Origin of the sequence: Limnobacter sp. (assembly GCF_036846585.1) — a bacterium.
GTDB lineage: Bacteria > Pseudomonadota > Gammaproteobacteria > Burkholderiales > Burkholderiaceae_B > Limnobacter.
The window spans coordinates 16,018-36,683 of record NZ_DAIUBR010000005.1 but is presented as its reverse complement, the minus strand read 5'-3'; the positions used below and the strand labels follow the sequence as shown (position 1 = coordinate 36,683).

Annotated in this window: 16 protein-coding genes; 6 read left to right on the top strand and 10 right to left on the bottom strand. The window is 54.0% G+C overall.

Going from position 1 to position 20,666, the window contains the following annotated elements; genetic code table 11:
- From V7028_RS03840 to V7028_RS03800, 9 genes are all read right to left on the bottom strand, one after another.
- Positions 1 to 1,088, bottom strand: a 1,088-nt coding sequence (locus V7028_RS03840; protein ID WP_334118781.1) for a two-partner secretion domain-containing protein, incomplete at its 3' end; no start/stop codon positions are given.
- Between the two features lie 13 nt (positions 1,089 to 1,101).
- Entirely contained in the window at positions 1,102 to 2,802 is a 1,701-nt protein-coding gene (locus V7028_RS03835) for a ShlB/FhaC/HecB family hemolysin secretion/activation protein (RefSeq protein ID WP_334118780.1), read from the bottom strand.
- 93 nt (positions 2,803 to 2,895) lie between these two features.
- Entirely contained in the window at positions 2,896 to 3,669 is a 774-nt protein-coding gene (locus V7028_RS03830) for a PP2C family protein-serine/threonine phosphatase (protein WP_334118779.1), read from the bottom strand.
- Positions 3,660 to 4,661, bottom strand: a complete 1,002-nt coding sequence (locus V7028_RS03825; RefSeq protein ID WP_334118778.1) for a type VI secretion system-associated FHA domain protein — start codon at positions 4,659 to 4,661, stop codon at positions 3,660 to 3,662. The genes V7028_RS03830 and V7028_RS03825 overlap by 10 nt, the downstream gene beginning before the upstream one ends.
- Before the next feature lie 12 nt (positions 4,662 to 4,673).
- A complete protein-coding gene (locus V7028_RS03820; RefSeq protein ID WP_334118777.1) occupies positions 4,674 to 5,459 on the bottom strand; it encodes a hypothetical protein in 786 nt (261 codons plus the stop codon).
- The gene (locus V7028_RS03815; protein ID WP_334118776.1) at positions 5,452 to 6,822 is read right to left on the bottom strand and encodes a hypothetical protein; all 1,371 of its coding nucleotides are present in this window, start codon (positions 6,820 to 6,822) and stop codon (positions 5,452 to 5,454) included. The genes V7028_RS03820 and V7028_RS03815 overlap by 8 nt, the downstream gene beginning before the upstream one ends.
- A complete protein-coding gene (locus V7028_RS03810) occupies positions 6,816 to 7,277 on the bottom strand; it encodes a hypothetical protein (RefSeq protein ID WP_334118775.1) in 462 nt (153 codons plus the stop codon). The genes V7028_RS03815 and V7028_RS03810 overlap by 7 nt, the downstream gene beginning before the upstream one ends.
- Before the next feature lie 14 nt (positions 7,278 to 7,291).
- Positions 7,292 to 9,349 (bottom strand): type VI secretion system Vgr family protein, encoded by a 2,058-nt coding sequence (locus V7028_RS03805; protein ID WP_334118774.1) that lies wholly within the window; start codon positions 9,347 to 9,349, stop codon positions 7,292 to 7,294.
- A gap of 21 nt (positions 9,350 to 9,370) precedes the next feature.
- Positions 9,371 to 9,913 carry an OmpA family protein gene (locus tag V7028_RS03800; RefSeq protein ID WP_334118773.1) on the bottom strand — a complete coding sequence of 181 codons (543 nt, stop codon included), beginning with the start codon at positions 9,911 to 9,913 and terminating at the stop codon, positions 9,371 to 9,373.
- 159 nt (positions 9,914 to 10,072) lie between these two features.
- Here V7028_RS03800 and tssK point away from each other — a divergent pair, with 159 nt between their 5' ends.
- The 6 genes from tssK (at position 10,073) to V7028_RS03770 (ending at position 19,665) form a co-directional block, all read left to right on the top strand.
- Complete coding sequence (gene tssK / locus V7028_RS03795) at positions 10,073 to 11,443, top strand: type VI secretion system baseplate subunit TssK (protein ID WP_334118772.1); 1,371 nt, start codon at positions 10,073 to 10,075, stop codon at positions 11,441 to 11,443.
- On the top strand, positions 11,440 to 12,804 hold the full coding sequence (gene tssL / locus V7028_RS03790) for a type VI secretion system protein TssL, long form (RefSeq protein ID WP_334118771.1): 1,365 nt from the start codon (positions 11,440 to 11,442) through the stop codon (positions 12,802 to 12,804). The genes tssK and tssL overlap by 4 nt, the downstream gene beginning before the upstream one ends.
- A 29-nt stretch (positions 12,805 to 12,833) precedes the next feature.
- Positions 12,834 to 16,298 (top strand): type VI secretion system membrane subunit TssM, encoded by a 3,465-nt coding sequence (gene tssM / locus V7028_RS03785; RefSeq protein ID WP_334118770.1) that lies wholly within the window; start codon positions 12,834 to 12,836, stop codon positions 16,296 to 16,298.
- On the top strand, positions 16,295 to 16,909 hold the full coding sequence (gene tagF / locus V7028_RS03780; protein WP_334118769.1) for a type VI secretion system-associated protein TagF: 615 nt from the start codon (positions 16,295 to 16,297) through the stop codon (positions 16,907 to 16,909). Before tssM ends, tagF begins: the two co-directional genes overlap by 4 nt.
- Complete coding sequence (locus V7028_RS03775; RefSeq protein ID WP_334118768.1) at positions 16,906 to 18,588, top strand: serine/threonine protein kinase; 1,683 nt, start codon at positions 16,906 to 16,908, stop codon at positions 18,586 to 18,588. The genes tagF and V7028_RS03775 overlap by 4 nt, the downstream gene beginning before the upstream one ends.
- Before the next feature lie 69 nt (positions 18,589 to 18,657).
- Positions 18,658 to 19,665 (top strand): putative solute-binding protein, encoded by a 1,008-nt coding sequence (locus tag V7028_RS03770; protein WP_334118767.1) that lies wholly within the window; start codon positions 18,658 to 18,660, stop codon positions 19,663 to 19,665.
- A 12-nt stretch (positions 19,666 to 19,677) separates the two neighbouring features.
- Here the strand turns inward: V7028_RS03770 and lipA are convergent, their stop codons facing one another.
- Entirely contained in the window at positions 19,678 to 20,661 is a 984-nt protein-coding gene (lipA, locus tag V7028_RS03765) for a lipoyl synthase (RefSeq protein ID WP_442918674.1), read from the bottom strand.
- Between the last annotated feature and the right edge of the window lie 5 nt (positions 20,662 to 20,666).

The following is a 20,666-nucleotide window of genomic DNA, read 5'->3' as shown; positions in this document are numbered from 1 at the left end:
TGATCAATCGTGGTGGCATTGACTGTCAAGCTTCCGGCATTCAGATTGTTCAATGTCAGCTTGTTTGCATCACGCAAATCGGTGTGGCCTGATGAATTCACATTCACCTGAGCTTTGAAGTCGTTGCCTTCATTGTCCAGCTTCACTTCATTCGCAATCAGTTGGCTGGAACCCACCACGGTCAATGCGTCAAGCTGACGAATTGTCTTGGCACTCACCTGCAAGGCATTCTCAGGATTCGATGCCGTAAAAGTCCCTGTTAGCTGAACCGTGTCGCCTTGAACGGTAATTTGCGATGCTTCATTCACACCTGCGGTGTTGATAACACTGCCAGCACCGTTGTTCGTTGAACTGGCAAGCAACACGATTTTTCCGCCCTGCGCCAGAACCGACCCAAGCTGATCGATCAAGGCATTCTCATGCCCCGCCTTGACCGTGAACACCATATCGGCCCCACCAATATTGGCAGTCACTTCACTGGCTGCAATCAAATTCACTGCTGCAATCAAATTCACTGCTGCACCAGTTACAGATGCTTTCAAGGAACCCGTGTTGTTGATCACCGGTGCCAAAAATACGATGTCTTTGGCGTTGATGGTGCCCAGGCTTTCAATTCCACCTGAACTGGTTTCAGCCTGGAATTCAAGCACATCGTCATTGCCTTGAAACCCAGGCTTCAGGCTCAAAGTCGAGGCCACCAAACCACCCACACTCACCACAGATTTTTCGCCAAACACAATGCCGTTCGGGTTGATCAGGAACACGCGGCCATTGGCATGCAAGTCACCAAGAATTTGAGATGGATCGCCACCCACCACGCGGTTCAAGATCACCGAATTTGCATCAGGCTGAATAAACTGGACCACTTCACCTTCGGCAATTGAAAATTCTTGCCACTTGACCACTGCGCGCCCAACGTGCTGGGTCACAGTGGTTGTTTTTCCATCAGGTAGCGCAACGGTAATGTCGTTATTAGGGACATCAAGTATGGGAGCCGAGTGAATTCCCGATGCACACACCAGCAACACAGCAGCTGCCAGGGGCTTCAAGGGAAAGGGGCGATTGGGTGTAAAATTGGGGGTGTACATGGTGCGTACCTGTTTAGAAGTAGTAAACATAAGATGCAAAAATTCGGGGGCTTTGGCGCTTGGGGTCGGAGCGGCGAACACCGGCCAGTTCCCAGGCCAGGCTCAGGTTGAACGTGAACACATCTGCCCTGTCCCAGGCCACCGCTAGGCCATAACCAGCCAGTTCGGCGTGGTTGTCAAAACCACTGGGGCGTTCACTGGTGTCTTCACGCAAACGCACGCGGCCCTGGTCATAAAACACATTGAATGACAGTTCCCGGGCGTAGCTTCCAAACCAGTTGGCGGAAGGCAGGTAACGCGCTTCGAGCGTGAACAGGTCGCAACTGTCGCCCGATGTTTCACCTTGGGCAAATGCACGCACTGCAGTGGCGCCACCCAGCGAACATTGCTCGCTGCTGTCAAGGTTCTCCATTGCGTGCTGCCCGCGAAGCAGGCTCCACAACATCAACTTACCCGGCAGAATTGATTGCAAACGCCCCAGGGAGTAATTCACGCGCATGGCTTTCAGCTCATCGTCCAGACCGAAGGGCACGCCAGCGGGATAATTCACTTTGCTTTTTTCAAGCGTCAGGTTGAAAAAGTTCAAGCCACCGCCTGCAACGCTGTCGCGGGAATCACCGCTGAAACCCAAGCGGAAAGAATCCACCTCTTTGACGGTTTCCAAGTCGGCAAGGGACTGTCGGTCTTTGAATTCTTTTTTGTCGTAACCTGCCAGCGCAAACAGGTTCAAATTGCGTGACCGGATGACCGGATACAAAGCGAAAACGCCGATTGATTCCGCATCGCCATTCAGGCCCAAAGGGAAATCATCGTCGTTCAGCTTGTAATTCACGGTGGACACATTCACACCCAATTTCAAGCCGTTCGACCCCACCGGCAAGGTGTAACCGAGCAAGGTGAAATCCAGCCCACCCGTTTCAGACTGCAAATGACTGACAGACAAGGAGTCGCCCAAACCCAGTGGGCTTTCCCAAGACATGGATGCAATACCCCGGTAAATGCCCGCATATCGGGAACCGTTTGCATCCAGCCCCACACTGCCTGTCAGCACCCTGTCGTTGCTGGGTGTTGCCACCAGAATAGCCTTGCCGGGCTGGGTACCGGGCTTGATTGCAAATGACATGCGAATGCCGCGCAAGTCGTTGAGCAGAAAAACAACCCGCTCAACCTCATCCACACGAATCACGGCGCCGGGTTTCAGCCGGTTCAAGTGCGCCTGCACAATGCCTTTGCTGACCCGCAGTTCCTCTGCGGGCCAAACGACTTCCACAGATTCCAGCACACCGGGCAACACGGCGATGGTGACCACACCGTTCTTGATGTCTTGCGCGGGCAAATAGGCATAAGCCAGGTACAGACCCAGTTCACGCTGCAAATACGCAGTCACCACTTGTGCGGCACTGCTCAGGTCTTCGAATGACCGATTGGCGCCCACGTAGGGTTTTAGCCGGGCTTCAATGTCATCCAGATGCTTTTCGTCCACACCGTCAATCTGATACCGGGCGACATTCAGTGACATGTCATTCATCGGTTTGCCCAGTTCGGGCGCAGGTTGTTTGGCGGCTTGATTGTCAATATCGGGTTCCGGCTCTGTGTTGCGGTTTTCCTTTGCGGGCTCGGGGTTCAGAAAAGGGGCAGGGGTCGACACTTGCGCACTGGCCTGAGAAGACAACACAGCCAGCAGCAACACAATGAATATTCGGAAAAGACACATGACATCAACACTTAAAATGAGGGCGAACCGGATTGGAACATCAAAATTTGAAAACAGAAAATGGGGTCATCGGCATTGCATCATCCAATCGAACTACCCTGCCTGATCAATGAACACCAGAATGCTGCTGAGGTTGTCGGCTCTTCCCCCCGCGCGGGACAGGGCAAGCTCGTGGATGTGCCCTGCACACGCGGAGTCGTTGCGAAGGTTACTGCCCAGCAAGGCAAGTTCGTCGTCACTGAAATGTTCCCAAATTCCATCGGAACACAGCAAGAACCAGTCACCCGACAACACCACAAAAGGCGAAGACACTTCCACCTGAAGCTGCTGTGGCGGCTCGCCAAGTGCTGTGTACAGGGCGTTCCGGGTGGCATCCGGTTTCATCTGCCCGTTGTCGGTCATCCACTGCAAAATGCTGTGGTCTTTGGTTCTGAATTTCAAGCAGTTGTTCTGGAAGTGATAAACCCGGGAGTCGCCCACATGCACGCACACGGCTTCGCTGCTTCGCTGGTTTAACACCAATACACACACGGTGGTGTGCATGTCGGCCAGTTCGTCATTCGCCTGCTGGGTTTCCAAAATACCGTGGTTCACCCGGTGCACCATTGCAAGCAATTGCGATGCATTGGCAGTGGGGGCCTGCGTGAATGCGTCCAGCATGGCGTTGACAGCATGTCGCGATGCAACCTCACCGCCCCGGTGCCCACCAGCACCGTCGGCCAACACACAGACCAACCAGTCGCCCACACGGCGATGACCCAAGGTATCCTGATTTTCTTGTCGATCACCTGTGTCGCTGCGCTCGACCACGCGGCACCGCAAGGGGCTGGCCGATCCGGATTCACTTAACTGAATGGTCAATTCCATGTGCTGCCCAGTTTTTTGAAACGTTCGCAGTACAAATCCCAAAACCTCGCTTTGCGCGTGGCGCTCAAGCCCAGTGTGACACCACCTTTGCGGTTCGCCTCATCCATTATTATTTGTGGGTCCAGTTCGGAATTGACTTGATCGATCAAGGCTTGAATGCGCGCAACACCGAGCTGCATGTGTGTTGCCAAATCGTTGTAAGCCTGTTCCAATGCCTGCTCGGCATTCAGGTATGCCGGTGTAGGTTCGGCCAGCAAGCGCTGCAATGCCTCGCCTGCAGAACCGGAGAATTTCAGCGGGTTGTTTCCCTTGCTGGAAATGGTGGTCAAGTTGCCACCCATTTCCTGTTGAAAAACCCGTCGGGCCTGCAGCAAACGCATGCAGCCCTGCACGCTGATTTCAAGCAGGTGCTTCAGATGCGCAACTTCCGCAGACCGGTCAATCAAAACGCGCGGTGGTGAAGACTCGACGCCGGTCTCCACAGCCCCCTGCTTTCCCACATACATTCGCTGTGCCAGAAGCGATTCACGCGGCACGTCCTCGGCGCGTTGTGGCACATTCATTTCAGCCAGCAAATCATCGATATTCAAACAAGGCGCCGCACCGGGCATCAATGATTCAAGTGGGTCGACCTGAACGGGTGTCATGAACTCGTCAAGCCCCGACCAATCGCCCGCAGTTGCTTCAAGAACGACGAAATGCTCACCAATTTTCAGCACATCGCCCGCTTTCAGGCATACACGCTGGCCTTGCGGCATGGGCTTGCCGTTCACCTGCGTGGTGTTGGTTCCAAGGTCTGTCCAGTGGCACTGCCCATCTTCAATATCTACACGGGCATGTTGACGCGACACAATGCGGTTCGGATCGTCAAGCACCCAGGCACAGTCCGGGGAACGCCCGACCGTTCCTCCGCTTTCTGGAACAGCCCAGGAAGTGGGGGCTTGAACACCCATTGCAGTGGACTGAACCTTGAACCTGAAACCTGAATTCATGCCATTCCTCTTCTAGCGCAACACAAACACTTCAGAGCCCAACACGCCCACGTGCATGGGCCATTTGTGCAGCGTGCCGCTCTGATTTGCGTTGAATTGAAGCAAGGGTTGATGTTCAGGATTCAGCAGTGCATAAATTGACGACTGCCGAACAGGGCGCACAAGCCACTGTGCAGGATCCAAGGCCTTGTCGTTCAGTGTGCAGTGCGTACACATTTGTTCCAGGTGGCTGGCAAAAGTGCTGTGCACCTGTTGAAGGTCAAGACCATAGGCGGTCGCAACTTCCCGATTGCGAACTGAAAAATAAGGCAACAGCGCAGACACTTTCTGGCCCTGAAACAAGGTGAGCATCTTCAGAAGGAAATCCTGAATCCGTTCTTGGTCATCCGAATCGGCAGGAGATTGCATCACATCGAGGTAACGCCATCGGGGAAATGAAACAGGCAAATCCACACGCGTATCGAGAACCCGGTTCTTGTTGAATCGCTGCCCGCGAAGCACACTGCCTTGCAGCCTGAACAGCACGTTGGCATTCACGAAACTGCCTGGCCCTCGATCCTTTTGAATTTCAACCAGAACCTGGGCGTCGACATTACAGGCACTTAATGGTTTGGCACCGTTTTGCGCGGTTGAGGAAATGGCCTCGACCTGAATGCGGTTTTCCCCTGACTGTATGTATTCATGCACAGGCAAGCGTAGCTCCTGACCTACTGTCAATTTACCCAGCACCATGCCATTGAGCATCAGCAATGCATCCTGACCTTTAACGGACGCACGCAACAACAGGCTTTTATCCATTGCTTAAGTCCCATTGCGCCATGGTCAATTCAGCACCCAGTTCCCAGACACCACAGCACCAACCCACCAACGGGTCGATCGCTTGCCAGTGCCCCATCAAACCGGAATGCGACAGGGTCAGGAACAAACCCAATTGACGGGTTTCAGGATTGATTTGAGCATGTAGTTTCAGGCCAAGGTAACCGGCAATCAATTCCGTTGCATTCAGCACCGGTTTGCCAACACACAGCACCGGATTAACAAGCAGATGCAAAGGCGCATCATGCTGGCGAACCAGCAAGGGCGCACCTAAGGGAAGTTGACCCGTCTGAATTGTTTCCTTGATTGACCAGTGTATGGCCAGATCCTGCTGCAATTGAATGCCCAAATTGACCAGCACCCCCTGATGCTGAAGATTGGCCTCCCAAACCAGTGCGTTTGCTGACATTCGCACATGCATGCCAGCATCAATGCGGAATTCAAAACCGGCAGCCCCTTTTTGCCAGCCCGCACAAAATTGCAGATCGGCATTCAGGCAAGGGCTTGCAATCCGGATACTGCTGTCATCGAGCAAACTGGGTTGCACCGCGCTTTGCCAATTCGACTCGACCTTGGCCTGCATTGCAGCGTTCAGTTCAAATGTGCGTTGCGTGAAATCCAGTTGTACCTGCCTTGCATCGTACAACTCCAACTGCTGCGTTGCCACGAAACCTGTGGGCGTCAGCATACCCAGTTCACAGTGCTCAACCAAGGCGGTGGGGCTGACCACGCGTGGGTCTTCGGCCAAGGCGTTGCGGCACACCTGGGCAATCAGGCTTTGGGGAGAATGCTCACCAAACACCTTGTGCTGAAAACCGGATTGTGTGCGAAAACAGTTTGCCTCGCGGTGGAGTTGATGCTCGACCATTTGACCGGGCAAACCTTGATGAAGGCACATCAACTGAACAAACGGATTCTCCACCAAACTGTGCGAAAGCAGATGCAGGCAATTTGTTTCAGGCTCGACATTCAACCAGGCTTGCCGACACGAACCCGTACCAGCCAACACAGTGTGAATGTGTTCATAGGCCCCCTTTGGCGCGCCCAAATGGATCGCCTTTTGCACACAGTGCAAAACACGATCCAACACAGGCAAAATTGCGGGCATCTGCTCAAGCCTTACCCCGCCCATCAACACGCTAAACAGCACGCATGCCTGGTGGTAGGCATTGTCAATGCCCTGCGTTTGAAGGCCATGAATTGTTTTTTCGACTGTGACAGGGTAATCCGGGCTTGCGCTGTAGGTTTGCTTCACATCCAGCTCGGCCAGCAAGGCCTGAATACGCTGCACATGGTCGCTGTACGCCAGTGAATCAAACCTGCCTTTTAGATCAAGGCTTAGCATGACGACACCTGCTTGATGTGCAGCTTGCCCGACTGCAACTGGTAAATGTCCAGCCCCTCATGTGCCGAAAAACAAAATGACTTGACCGGACCAAACAGGCCGACAAGGTCTTGACCTTGCAATGTGCCCAATGCCAGTTTCAAATAACGTGGGTCAAACCAGGGCCAAACGCGGTTTCGCCCCAAATCGTCTTGCATGTGGCGCATGCGCCGCAAGTGGTTTTTAAGCAGACTGAAAGGGCCTTCTTCCATCACCAGCACGTAACCTTGATCGGCGGGTTTCCAGGCCCACATGCTGGCTGAACTTGCTGCCGCCACTGCCAACCCGACCACGCCAACCTTGCAATCCACCGGAATAGTGCCCCCCACGGGGCGCCCCAAAAACGGCGGGAATTCAGCCAGCACATTGCCCTGTGAAATCAGTTCGCTTCTGGCCACGCCATACACAGACAACATGTACTAAGCACCCATCAAGGAATTGGATCGACCGGTGGCTCAACCACCTCGGGAGCCAGCGCACTTTCTGGCGGGGTGGGCGAAGCACTGGCAGCACCGGCCCCACCGCCTGCGCCATTGACTGAAATGGATGGGCCGCTCAGGGTGATGCCCGCTGGCGAAATGACAATTGACGACCCGCCAACGTTGAGCGACAAGCTTGCGCCTGCGGTCAATTTCAAACTTGAACCTGCCTTGAAATTACCTTGAGCCGCGGTGTTCAAGTTCATGTTGCCGCTGGCATCCAGGTCGGTGCTGCCCCCGGACTTCAGCGAACATTGCCCGGTGGTGCTAACCGCAATTTGCCCGTTGTTAATCAAGCCCAACAAGCCCTGTACCTTGGCCAACAGGTCGTCGTTCACGGTCAGGTGCAAAGCCTGCTCAATTTGCTGACTGACTTTTCCCAGCACGGTGCGGGATACATCGGCCTTGATTTCCTCAATCAGGTTGCCATGAATGAGGCTGTTGGAATGTCCGCCAATTTCAGTGTTGCTGTTGTTCTTGATCAGGCTGAGGTAGTCTTTCTCGGCCTGAAACCAAACATACTCACTGCCAATTTTGTCTTCAAAACGCAGTTCATTGAAATTTGACGGTGTGCCCTTTTCGGAAGACTGTGAGCGCCAACCTGACACGGTTTTGTGATCAGGCAGGGGATAAGGCACATTCTGTTCAGCGTTGTAAGCCACACCTGTGACCAACGGGCGATCGGGGTCACCGTCTTCAAACGACACCACCACCTCTTGACCAATGCGCGGAATCGCGATGAAACCCCAGCCCTTGCCTGCCGCTGGCGAAGCAACACGCACCCAGCATGAACTGTCCTGATTGCGCTTGCCGTAGCGGTCCCAATAAAACTGGACCTTGATGCGACCAAATTCGTCGGTGTGAATTTCCCGGCCTTCCGGACCAACCACCAAGGCAGGCAACGGGCCTTTGGCATGGGGTTTTCTTGACTTGCGTTCCGGGCGGAACGGCTGACTGGATTCGATCGCTTCAAATTCACAACTGAAGTCGGACTGTGCGCCGTTGTGCGCTTCGGGTTCTGCCTCGAATATGCTGACAACCGTGCTGACCAGCAACAGGTTTTTGGAAAAAGCGGGGTTGTCTTTACAAACAGTGTTGAGCAAGTACCCTACCGAGACGCCGCGTGCAGCGGTGCTTGCGTTGAACACAAGTTGCCGGCTTTGTGCTGCCTCATGACGAAGCTGGCTGTAATGCGCGCCCTCGCCTTCGTTTTCATATTCGCCCGGGTATTCAAACACCTCGAAGGCGGAATTGTATGCTTCGGCCTTGCCTTGCGACTTCACCAGCAAGGATGCAGAAGGCGTTTTGAAATTGTAGTCGCTGTGTGCGTGCCGAGGTGGCTCAATCGATTTTTTCAGGGTCATGCCTGAAATCATTTCCTCGGGCGTAAGGCGCCCGCCCTGAATGGAGGGATCGTAGGCCAGCGTGTCGTAACCGGGGAAAGCCGCATGGGATGTGGATGAATCCACCAGCACCAGCGTGTGCTTTCCCTGCGCGTGTTCAAAATAAAAATACACGCCTTCCTGCTCAAGAATTCGGCGAATGAAATTCAAATCGCTTTCACCAAACTGGACCACGTATTCCCAAACACGCTTGGCACCTAGGGTGCGATCAGAAAAACGCACCGATGGATGGGTGTGGCGTGCAATGACCTCGGCCACGATGGTGGGCACCGTTTTGTTTTGGTAAACCCGGAATTCCTGATTTTTACTGAGCAGCCAAGTCCATGACTTCACTTCGAGCCGATAAGCACAGCGGCCGCCTGCTGCTTGCGAAACCTGCTCCATTTCCACCACAACGCCATCGAAATAACGCTGTGTTTTCTCTCGTGTTTCGAAGGCAAGGCAAAGGTTTTGGCCCAGAAAGTCGTCCGCTTGCAAACTGGCAGAATCAGATTCAAGGCAAATGCTGCCGGTGCTGTTTTCCGACAACGATTCATGCAAACGTGCGGACCTGAAATGAACTTCATCCAGGGGTACCGACCCGCTCAGTGTAATCAATCTATTCATTGTGATGGGTCTGGTTACAGATCAAGGCAGGCGACTGATTTCAACGCGACGGTTGGCCGGTGCAAACGGATTGTTGGCATCCACCAGTTTTTCGGCGCCCTTGCCCTCAATTCGCAACAAGGAAGGCGAAACACCTTTGTTTATCAAGTAAGACTTCACGGCCTTGGCGCGCTCGGCTGACAAGGTCTGGTTCAATTCGACATTGCCGCTGGCGTCTGCATGCCCTGTGACCAGAACCGGGGGCGTGTTGGCGGGCCTGTTGCCCAGCACCTGTGCAAACACGTCCAGTTGCTTTTTCAGATCAACAGGCAATTCAGCAGAGCCCAGTTGAAAATGTGCATTGGGAATGGAGAAGCGCACTGCGGGCTTGAAACCCATGCATTTGAATCCGTTTTTACGCAGTTCTTCACAGGCTTCTTCGGGGAACAGACCTTCCTTCACTTGCTCGGCAGCGGGAACTGTGTTGCCCAAATCAACCACTAAAGATTCCGCATTGGCAGGTGCAGACAACACCAGCAGAAGTGGTGCAACAAAAGCGAACTTCAGAATGTGTTTCTCAAACATAGCTACTCCGATATAGGTAGGGCACAGGTAAAAAAATCACCTTAAAAATTCTCGTGTTACGATTTTTCGCGACTAGGGCATCGAGTCTATTCCTTTTGAGAAAAACCGTTCAAAGAGTGATACATCCCAGCAAACAGAGAGTGAACCTCATCCCCCGATATGACTAAAAACAGCCGAGTGATCTGGAGCGAAGGCCTCTTCCTTCAGCCCCAACATTTCCAGCAGCAAGAACGCTACTTCGACCATGAAATTCATGTTCGCGCAGCGCACTTCAATGGCCACTGCCATGGATTCAACATGCTGCAACTGGACCCTGATCTGCTTCTCGCCGGGAAAGTTGGTGTGCTGAAGGCATCGGGCTATTTTCAGGATGGCACCTACTTTTCCATTCCCGACAAAGATCCGCCACCCCCTTGTCTGGATCTGGCCAACCATGCACAGGCCCGCAAGGTCTACCTCAGCCTGGCCAAACCGCACTGGGCCGGGCCGCAACTGCAATGGCATGAAACCGGGAATGCCACCAGCAGCGACACGACAGCACGCATGAAATTTCAGGCAGAAACGGTGGAGGCGCAAAGTGTGTACGACCCCGAGCTGGAACCACAGGCTGTGGACGTTGCGCGCTTGAATACATTTTTAAGCGTGGATGCAAACCACCAGGAAGGGCACGTGCAACTGGCGGTGTGCGAGTTGCTTCAATCGAAAAACACCGACGCGAAAATCAACGCTGCCTTTATTGAACCCTGCCTGTGCAGCTTGAACAACGCAAACATTCGCCGCGTGCTTGAAGCTGTGCTTGGCTTGCTGGAAAGCAAAATTGACCAGCTTAGGCAACGGCGCATCCGGAAGGGCAGCCACAACAGTTCCGAGATTGGCGACTTTCTGCTGCTTCAAAGTTGTATTCAACATCGCCTGGTATTTGCACATTTGCTCAACAGCAAACAGGTGCACCCCGAGGCGGCCTACCTTCGCTTGCTGGCCTGCCTGGGCGCTGTGACCCTTTACGGCGATGACACGGCTGCTGACTTCTCGCCCAACTACAACCACGACAACCTTCGATTGGCCTTTGAAACGGTATTGGCGGCCATTCGAAATGCATTGGCCGGGTTGCACGATCAGCATGCCATTCAAATTCCGCTGGTTCAAAAACAGGGTGGTATTCACATTGGGCAAATTGCAGACCGAACCCTGTTGGCCGATGCGCATTTCTACCTCACCGTACATGCGCTGGCACCGGAAGAGACCGTGCAGCGACTGTTTCCGAGCGCAGTCAAAATTGGTCCGGTTGAAAAACTGCGCGACCTGGTGAACCTGAATTTGCCTGGCGTTCGTTTAAAGGCTATTCACCAAAGCCCTGCGGCGCTGCCCTATTACGCAGATCACTTTTACTTTCAGCTGGAAACCCGGGCCGAACCGCTTTGGAAAATGCTTGAGCAAACCGGGCATGTGGCCATTCATTACGCAGGCGACCTGCCTGAACTGCGAATTGAGCTGTGGGCTGTGCGCCGTGAACAGGAGCAGTTACTGTGAATCCCAACGATCCATTTTCAGCACTGGGTGGCGAACGCACCATCATCAAGCCCCGACTGGGAAAGCCAGCCTCGCAGGCCATTCAGTCACTGGACAACATTCTGGGTCCAGGCGTTCAGGCCGACACCAACAGCGAGGCATCCCGTTCCCTTGCGCAATCTCGGTTTGACAGTGCATGGCAACAACTCAAGGAAAGCCCGGCCGCAAACAAAAACGTGCTACTTGTTCATGCCAGCCCGCTGTTGCGCATGGTATGTGCCGTGGGCAGCACGGCAGAAGTACCCTCGCTGAAGGCGTTGGCCAACACGTGGTCAAAAGGCTTGAGCGAGCTGGAACACACACTGGAGAAACTGGATCGTCCGCAGGCCGAACGCCTTTCAGTGCGCTATGTGCTCTGTACCTTCATGGATGAACGCGCCGCCAACACGCCGTGGGGTGGCTCAGGTCTTTGGGCTGCCCACAGCCTGTTGCTGCAGTTTTTCAGTGAAACATGGGGCGGCGAAAAGGTGTTTGCGCTGATCCAAAAAATGATACAGAGCTCCGCAGAAAATCGCGACTTGCTGGAGTTCATGGCGATTGTTCTTGGATTGGGATTTAAAGGCAAATATCAGGTGGAAACCGGCGGTGAACTGGCACTGAGCCAACTTCGGTCCCGGTTGTTTCAACTCGTAAAATCGAGTCCGCTCGATCCGCTAAGCCCACTACACCCCATGTTCTGGCAATCAAAGGCACCTGCATCAGGAAAACGCTTTTTGCAAATTCCACTGTGGTTGCCAGTCAGTATTTTAAGTGCGCTGGGCACCGCCATTTTTCTTGGACTTTACTTCAACATGAATACGCAATCCGATCAGGTATTTTCTGAAATCACCTCTATTTCATTGCCTGCACCACACTTTGCTCAGGCTCAAGCGGCACTCGTTGTCCCAGAATTGGGGCTGGAACTTCCCACTCAATTGCGAGATGAAATTGTTGCAGGTTTGCTGACCCTGAAACAGGCGGGAAACAGGTCGACTGTTGTTTTAATGGGCGATGGTTTGTTCAGTTCTGGCAGCGCAGAACTAAACAACACAGCCATTCCACTGGTGGAAAAAGTGGCCCGCGAATTCGCGCTTCACCCAGGGCAGGTCGCCGTGACGGGCTACACCGACAACCAGCCCATTCGCTCAATCCGCTTTCCATCCAACTGGCAATTGTCGGCAGAACGCGCTGAACATGTCGGGCAACGTATTGCACCTTTTTTGCCCAACACAGCGATTGCCACCGAGGGCGCGGGCGCTGCCAATCCGATCGCGACCAACAACACCGCCGAAGGCCGAGCCTTGAATCGACGGGTTGAAATTACCTTGATTCACGCCCAATAACACCTACCAAGACACCCACCGAGTTCACCATGCTTTTGCGATCTGTTTTCTGTCTGTTGGCGTTTCTGGGCTTCGCCGCGCTGGTTTGGCTTGTCGGGCCAATCGTGTCGATTGGCAAGTCCCAGCCTTTCTCAAGCACCTGGGTGCGTGTCGGCTTGACCCTCATCCTCTTTTTGCTGGTATTTGCGCCGCTCGCGTTTCGCTGGTGGACTGTTCGCAAGGCAGAGCGTGCACTGAAAGCCGGACTGACCCGTCAGGATGAACAGACACGTGTTCAATCGGCCAAGCTGCAGGATATTTTCACGCAGGCAGTGAATACGCTGAAGCAGCATCAATCACGCAAAGCCTGGTACCAAAGCAAACCCGGTCTGTACGAATTGCCGTGGTATGTGTTCATTGGTCCACCCGGCAGTGGAAAAACCACCGCATTGAAAAATGCGGGTTTGCGTTTCCCGCTTCAAGACCCCATGGGAAAAGACGCAATCAAGGGTGTGGGCGGCACCCGAAATTGCGACTGGTGGTTCACCGACCAGGCTGTGTTGATCGACACGGCAGGGCGATTTACAACACAGGACTCTGACCAGAACACAGATGCAGTGGCATGGAATTCATTTCTTGGTTTGTTGAAAAAACACCGCCCGAAACAGCCGGTCAACGGAGTGCTGCTCACCTTGAGTGTTCAAGACCTGCTTGATTCTGAAACCAAGCGCAAGGAAAGTGCAGGGAAAATTTCCTTGCGACTTCAGGAAATGATTCGGGCTTTGGGCATGTGCCCACCCGTGTATGTGTTGATCACCAAACTCGATTTGCTCAGCGGCTTTAACGAAACATTTGGACGACTTGACGAAACCAAACGCGCGCAAGCATGGGGCGTTAATTTTGAACACCCTAACTTGCTGAACACCACATTGAAAGATACCTTGCCGCAAGCATTGGCCAACATGGTGGATCGACTGGGCGAGCAGTTGAACGCGCGTATGACACAGGAAGAACAGGAAAACCGGCGAATCAAACTGTTCGAGTTCCCGTTGGCATTTGCACAATTAAAGCCCGCCATTGAAGGATTGCTGCGCGACGCATTTCAGTCAGAAAGCCCGTTTGAAAAGCCCGTCACTTTGCGTGGTGTTTATTTAAGCAGTGGCACACAAGACGGCACGGTCTTCGATCGAATTTTGTCGGCCATGTTACCCGGTAACGCTGCTTACCCAACAAACAAAGGACAGGGGAAAAGTTTTTTCATCCGGGACGTGTTGTCGCAGGTTGTTTTCCCAGAACAGCATTTGGCGTCATATGTAAAAAAGAAGGCGCTACTGGAAAAGGGCTTGTATTTTGGTGGGCTTGCAGCTGCGCTGTTGCTGTTCAGCGGCTTGTCGCTAGGCTGGTGGCTAAGCCACAGCAACAACAGCAATGCAATGGCGCAAACGCTTACGCGAAGCAAGGCGGCAACAACGCAGGCAGCCGCCTTGCCCACTGAAGCACAGGCTCCGCTGCAACCCCTGTTTCAAACGCTGGACACGCTGCAAAATATAGCCCAACCCACCCCCGATGACTGGGTTCATCACTTGGGCTTGAACCAGGATGACAAACTGCAACAGGCCGAAGAACTGGCCTACCGCAACGCACTGAGCAATGCACTGATGCCCCATGTGGCCAAGCGGCTTGAAGACCGCTTGCGCGCGGCATTAAACCAGGACATGGAATTGGCGTATGAATCACTGAAAGCCTATGTCATGATTCACACGCCACAGCATTTTGATGCGCAGGCTTTGTCAACCTGGGTGGTGTTTGACTGGCAACAGCATGTGTTTGCCCGCTACGACCCTGCCCTTCGGGAATCGGCCAGCCAGCATTTGCAAGCTGCCATCGCCTTGGGTGCGCCCGGCAACCTGCCTGCAAAAGACCAGGAACTGATTGACACAGCCCGTCAAATTATTGGTGCACAAGCGCTGGATGAACGACTGTACAAACGCATGGTCCGGTTTTTCAAGCCAGAACCTGCCAGCGATTTCAACCTGATTCAAACCGTGGGGGTTAGTGCTGCGGGTATTTTTACGCGGCCCAGTGGGCAGTCGCTGAATCAGGGTGTCCAAGCCCTGTACACACGAAACACATACGTCAGCTACTTTCTTGCACAACTGCCGTTGGAAGCCAAACGCTTAAGCGACGAAGCAAGCTGGGTAATGGGCGATGCAAAAACCATGAATGGTTTGAGTACACAAGACCTGCTGCGCAAGGCACGGCAGTTGTACATTCGCGACTACATTCAAACTTGGGACCGTTATTTGAAAGACGTTCAAATTCAACGCCCGCTTCAGTTTGACCAGGCCGTTGATTTGGCCCGTGTGTTGGCTTCTCCTCAATCACCTTTGAAAAAGTTTCTTGAAGGTGTGTCGAAGAACACGCGTTTGGCGGGGCAAATGAGCCAGTCCACTGACAAGGCCGAAGCCGTTGCGAATCAGAAAGTGAACCAGGCCCTGTCACCCAATGTGGCTTTGCTGGCGGGATCCAACTTCAAACCTGTTGAGATGGATGCCCCACTTGAACAGCAGGTGGATGATCACTTCAGTGACATCAACGGCCTGTTCGAAGGCAGCCCGCCTGCGTACACGCAAGTATCCGCCTTGCTGAATGACCTGTACGCGCAACTTGCCGCAATTGCGGGTGCGAAGAAAAGCAAAACAGCACCGCCCCCGCCCACCGCCATGGATTCACTGCAAGTGAATGCCGGTGTACTGCCCGAACCCGTGCGCGCCATTGTGGGGCAACTGGCCGGGCAAGGCAGTGCGCAGGGCCGTGTGGCCGAACGCGCAAACTTAAGCGCTGACCTTCGGCCACTTCAAGAGGTGTGCCAGCGCACGGTGGCCAATCGGTACCCCATTCATCCCGGCTCGGGGCTGGATGTGCTGACCGACGACTTTGCACGGTTTTTCGGGCCTGCTGGTTTGATGGACCAGTTTTTTTCAAGTCGGCTGGCCAGCATGGTGGACACGGGCGGCCCAAGCTGGAAATTGAAGCCACTCAGCGATGGGTCGCAAGCGCAAGCCAATCCATCGCTGATCCAGTTTCAACGCGCCGCAAGAATTCGCGATGTGTTTTTCTATGGCGGGAAATCTGCACCGGGTTTTGAAGTCGAAATGCGACTGGTCAATTCCAGCAACCCAAGCGATGTGTTCTACCTTGAAAACAATGGCGATATGAAAATGTTTTCCAGACAATTTCAACCCACCCACCGAATTCAATGGGGGGGCCAGTCGCCTTCGGCAACGCTGCGTATTCGTGCATCGGAAGGTGCCTACAAAACCTACAACGGCCCGTGGGCGCTGTTTCGCCTGTTTGATGCAAGCGTGATTCAAAACACCGAAAGACCCGAAAAGTTCAAGGCGCGGTTCTCGCTTGAGGGCAAGCAGTTTGACTTCGAGGTACTCGCCAACTCAGCGTTCAACCCACTTCGCCTGAACGAACTTCGACAGTTTCGCTGCCCTGGTCAACTATGAACATCAACAGCACAACACGCAATATTTCGTGGTTTGGGAAGTTGCCCTGTGTGGGCGATTTCTTTAGCCAGAACATGTCCGCCTACTTGTTGGGCACGCTCGACGAGTGGCTGAGCAAAACCCTGCGGGAAGGCCAGGAAACACATGGTGAGGCATGGACACATGCCTACTTTGAAACCCCCATGCACGGTTTTGTGTGGGGCAAAAATACCGTTCACACCCTGCCAGGCGACTTGGTCGCTGGCGTCATCATGCCTTCTGTTGACAAGGCCGGGCGTGAATTTCCATTCATTTTGATGGAGCAAATACCCGCACATCCCTCGCTGGAACTGTGCACGCAAAGCCTGAACGACTGGTTCTTGCGCGCCCATTGCCTGTGCGCAGATGCCTTGAACGAGGAATGGAGCCTGGACAGGTTGAATCATGCGCTTTCAGATTTGCCCGTGTTGCAGTGGGCACGCGACCGCACCACCACAACCAAACCCGGGCACAGCCAGTGGTTCCGGATCGAATTTGCCGGGCACATTCACAAAGTGCTGGAATGCGCTGGCTTGCCGCAGGCGCATGTATTTGAGGCCCTGTTGGGCCTGCAACAGCAACCCCAATCATGAACGACAACACAGTCATTCAATCTGCACCTGCAACTGATATCGAGGCCAACCAGCAGCCGTTGTCTGTTGGCACGGTGATTGAGGGCTTCGAGATTCGCGGTGTGATCGGGGTGGGTGGCTTTGGCATTGTGTACCAAGCCTGGGATTTCATGCTGGAGCGCCTCGTTGCCCTGAAAGAGTACCTGCCTGCCTCGCTCGCGGTGCGCATGCCAAACGGGCAGGTTCAGGTTCGCGACAAACGCCACAGCGGCACCTTCGATGCGGGCATGAAAAGCTTCATCAACGAAGCCCGTTTGCTGGCCCAGTTCGACCACGCGGCCTTGGTAAAGGTGTACCGGTTCTGGGAAATGGCAGGTACGGCCTACATGGTGATGCCTTTGTACCAGGGCATTACCTTGAAAGCGTACGTGGAGCAAAGCACACAGCCTTTGCAGGAAGACCAGTTGCTGCACTGGCTTGAAGCATTGACACAGGCACTGGAAGTGATGCACCAGCAGCAGTGCTACCACCGCGACATTTCACCGGAAAACATCATTATTCAAGAAGGCACAGGCTTGCCGATATTGCTGGATTTCGGCGCTGCACGCCGTGCAATTGGAACGGTGTCGCAACCCTTCACCGTCATTCTGAAAGCCAGCTACGCCCCCATTGAGCAGTACGCCGAGGTGCCCTCGATGACACAGGGCCCGTGGACAGACGTGTACGCCCTGGCTGCCGTGGCGCATTTCCTGATCACGGGCAAAACCCCACCTTCTTCGGTAGCGCGCATGGTCAATGACGCCTACACCCCGCTGGCCAACCGCAACGATTTGCCTTTCAACATGCCAATTCGCCTGGCCATTGACCATGCACTGGCAGTACAACCCCAAGACCGCACCGCCAGCATGGCCCGGTTTCGCCACAACCTGTTAAAGCCCGCCATTGATGTGCTTGACTTGTTTGATGCCCCACAAGAAACGCAGGCACCTGCTGTTGAAAAAACCAACACGCAACTCAAGGCAAAGCCCAACAAAGCATTGAAAAAAACGATGCTTCTTTCCATGTCCACATTGGCGTCAATCGCCTTGATCGGCGCGATGGTGTATTGGGCCATGTTGCCCACGGTGGAACCTGTTCTTCAAGCCATTGAAGTGCCGGCCAACAACCAGGCTGAATACACATCATCGGCTGAAGAAACACCTGTTCAAGACAACGCAGTCGAGCCTGCCTTTCAGGCTGTGTTGAATCAGGCCAGCGACACGTTGGGTATCCAGATGGAACAGACCGTGCTGCGAATTGGCCACGACCTGCTGCAATTTAGTGTGCGTTCACCCATCAACGGGTATGTGGCGGTGTATGTGCGTTCATCCGACAACACCCTGTTGCAACTGCTGCCCAATGCACGCATTCCGACGCTGACCATTGTTGCGGGGCAAACCATGCAACTGCCACCGGCCAATGAACCCATGCAGGCCGCCGGGCCTGCCGGGCAAAACCAGTTTTTGGTGGTGGTGACCGAAAAGCCACGCAGCTATGCCCACCTGAAGCTGCAAGACCATTATGGTTTTGGGCTGATTGGCGACAGCACATTGCTTGACCCGGCCACACAGGCGGGCCTGGAAGGAAGCAGCCAATGCGCAAACCCGCCATGTCAGGATGCCTTGGCTGCGGCCTGGTTTTCGGTTGAAGAGGTTGATTGATTCTTCTGTAGAATAAAAAAATAATCCGGGCTATTTCTTCTATTAAAGCCCGAACCTACCGGAGACAATATGAAAACCATCGTCGCAGCATTTCTTGTGCTGGCCACAGGCTTGGCATTGCCTGTTCAAGCCCAAGCCAACACCACCACCAAAATGTGTATTTTTGACATTGCCGGGCGCAGCGGCCCCGCCTTTGCACAGGCGCGCGATTATGCCGTGGCTGCAAAAGCGTGGGGGAGCAATATCGAGCTGGAAGCCTATGTGGACGAACGGCTGGCTGCCGAAGACTTCAAAACCGGCAAGTGCGATGCTGCTGCCATTTCCACCTTGCGTGGTCGCCAGTTCAACAAGTTTGTGGGCAGCATTGATTCCATTGGTGCGGTGCCCACCTACCAACATTTGCGCACTGTGATTGATTTAATGAGCAATGCCAAACTGGCCGGAAAAATGACATCGGGTTTGTTTGAAGTTGCTGGCATTTTGCCAATTGGCGCGGCCTATGTAATGGTGAACGACCGTGCCATCAATTCAGTGGAAAAAGCCGCTGGCAAAAAAATCGCTGTGCTGGATTACGACAAGTCACAGGCCAAGATGGTGCAGCAACTGGGTGCACAACCCGTGGCCAGCGAGGTGATCAACTTCGGCACCAAATTCAACAACGGGCAGGTTGATATTATTGCGGCCCCCGCCATTGCCTACCAGCCACTGGAGTTGTACAAGGGCATTGGCACCAAGGGCGGTATTTACCGTTTCCCCCTGGTGCAATTGACTGCCAATATTTTGATTCGAAAAGACAAGTTTCCCGAGGGCTATGGGCAGAAGTCACGCGAGTGGACACAGAAACAGTTTGACCGTGCGATCGCGCTGGTGGACACCTCGGAAAAAGGCGTACCCACTGCAGCCTGGCTGGACATTCCCGATGCTGACCGCGCCAAGTACGATGTGTTGATGCGGGAATCAAGAATCCAGATGACCGCGGATGGATTTTACGATCCCGAGATGATGAAAATTCTCAAGCGAATTCGCTGCAGGCTGGATGGCAGCCTGGGTGAATGTGCGGACAAGCGGGAGCTTTAAGTAGCCCCAGCGTTAAACCAACCCATGCGCCTGTTCATCGGCATGGTATGAACTGCGCACCATGGCACCCACGGCCGCGTGGGTGAAGCCCATTTCATAGGCTTTTTCCTCGAACATTTTGAACACATCGGGGTGCACATAGCGGCGCACTGGCAGGTGGTGGCCTGATGGGGCCAGGTACTGGCCAATCGTGATCATGTCGACCTGATGTTCGCGCATGTCGCGCATGACCTGCAAAATTTCCTCGTCGGTTTCACCAAGCCCAACCATGATGCCGCTTTTGGTCGGCGTGTCGGGGTGTGTCTTTTTGAATTCCTGCAATAGCTTCAGGGAATGTTTGTAGTCCGAACCGGGGCGGGCTTCCTTGTACAGGCGCGCGGTGGTTTCCAGGTTGTGGTTCATCACGTCGGGTGGCGCAGCGTTCAAAATGCCAAGCGCACGGTCAAGGCGACCCCGGAAGTCGGGCACCAGAATTTCAATTTTGGTGTTGGGTGACAATTCGCGGGTTTTTTCAATGCAGGCCACGAAATGGCCAGCGCCACCGTCGCGCAGGTCGTCGCGGTCTACGGATGTAATCACCACGTAGTTCAGGCGCAAGGCGGCGATGGTTTTGGCCAGGTTCAGGGGCTCGTTTTCATCCAGCGGGTCGGGGCGGCCGTGGCCCACATCGCAGAAAGGGCAGCGGCGGGTGCATTTGTCGCCCATGATCATGAAGGTGGCCGTGCCTTTGCCAAAGCATTCACCAATGTTGGGGCAAGACGCTTCTTCGCACACGGTGTGCAACTTGTGTTCGCGCAGTATTTCCTTGATTTCATAGAAGCGCGTGGACGGTGAGCCTGCCTTCACGCGGATCCAGCTGGGCTTCTTGAGTTGCTCCATTGGCACAATCTTGATGGGAATTCGAGCTGTTTTTGCGGCCGCTTTCTGTTTCACGGTCGGATCGCTGACCGCGCTCAATTCTTTGGCGACGGCTGATTTTTCATTGATCTCGGACACGTTGT

What these genes read in the sequence shown, in the direction of transcription:
- V7028_RS03805 (WP_334118774.1), bottom strand. Translation starts at nt 9,349, where the DNA reads ATGAATAGATTGATTACACTGAGCGGGTCGGTACCCCTGGATGAAGTT.
- V7028_RS03800 (WP_334118773.1), bottom strand. Translation starts at nt 9,913, where the DNA reads ATGTTTGAGAAACACATTCTGAAGTTCGCTTTTGTTGCACCACTTCTG.
- V7028_RS03810 (WP_334118775.1), bottom strand. Translation starts at nt 7,277, where the DNA reads ATGTTGTCTGTGTATGGCGTGGCCAGAAGCGAACTGATTTCACAGGGC.
- tagF (WP_334118769.1), top strand. Translation starts at nt 16,295, where the DNA reads ATGAACATCAACAGCACAACACGCAATATTTCGTGGTTTGGGAAGTTG.
- V7028_RS03830 (WP_334118779.1), bottom strand. Translation starts at nt 3,669, where the DNA reads ATGGAATTGACCATTCAGTTAAGTGAATCCGGATCGGCCAGCCCCTTG.
- tssM (WP_334118770.1), top strand. Translation starts at nt 12,834, where the DNA reads ATGCTTTTGCGATCTGTTTTCTGTCTGTTGGCGTTTCTGGGCTTCGCC.
- tssK (WP_334118772.1), top strand. Translation starts at nt 10,073, where the DNA reads ATGACTAAAAACAGCCGAGTGATCTGGAGCGAAGGCCTCTTCCTTCAG.
- V7028_RS03775 (WP_334118768.1), top strand. Translation starts at nt 16,906, where the DNA reads ATGAACGACAACACAGTCATTCAATCTGCACCTGCAACTGATATCGAG.
- V7028_RS03815 (WP_334118776.1), bottom strand. Translation starts at nt 6,822, where the DNA reads ATGCTAAGCCTTGATCTAAAAGGCAGGTTTGATTCACTGGCGTACAGC.
- V7028_RS03835 (WP_334118780.1), bottom strand. Translation starts at nt 2,802, where the DNA reads ATGTGTCTTTTCCGAATATTCATTGTGTTGCTGCTGGCTGTGTTGTCT.
- V7028_RS03770 (WP_334118767.1), top strand. Translation starts at nt 18,658, where the DNA reads ATGAAAACCATCGTCGCAGCATTTCTTGTGCTGGCCACAGGCTTGGCA.
- V7028_RS03825 (WP_334118778.1), bottom strand. Translation starts at nt 4,661, where the DNA reads ATGAATTCAGGTTTCAGGTTCAAGGTTCAGTCCACTGCAATGGGTGTT.
- V7028_RS03820 (WP_334118777.1), bottom strand. Translation starts at nt 5,459, where the DNA reads ATGGATAAAAGCCTGTTGTTGCGTGCGTCCGTTAAAGGTCAGGATGCA.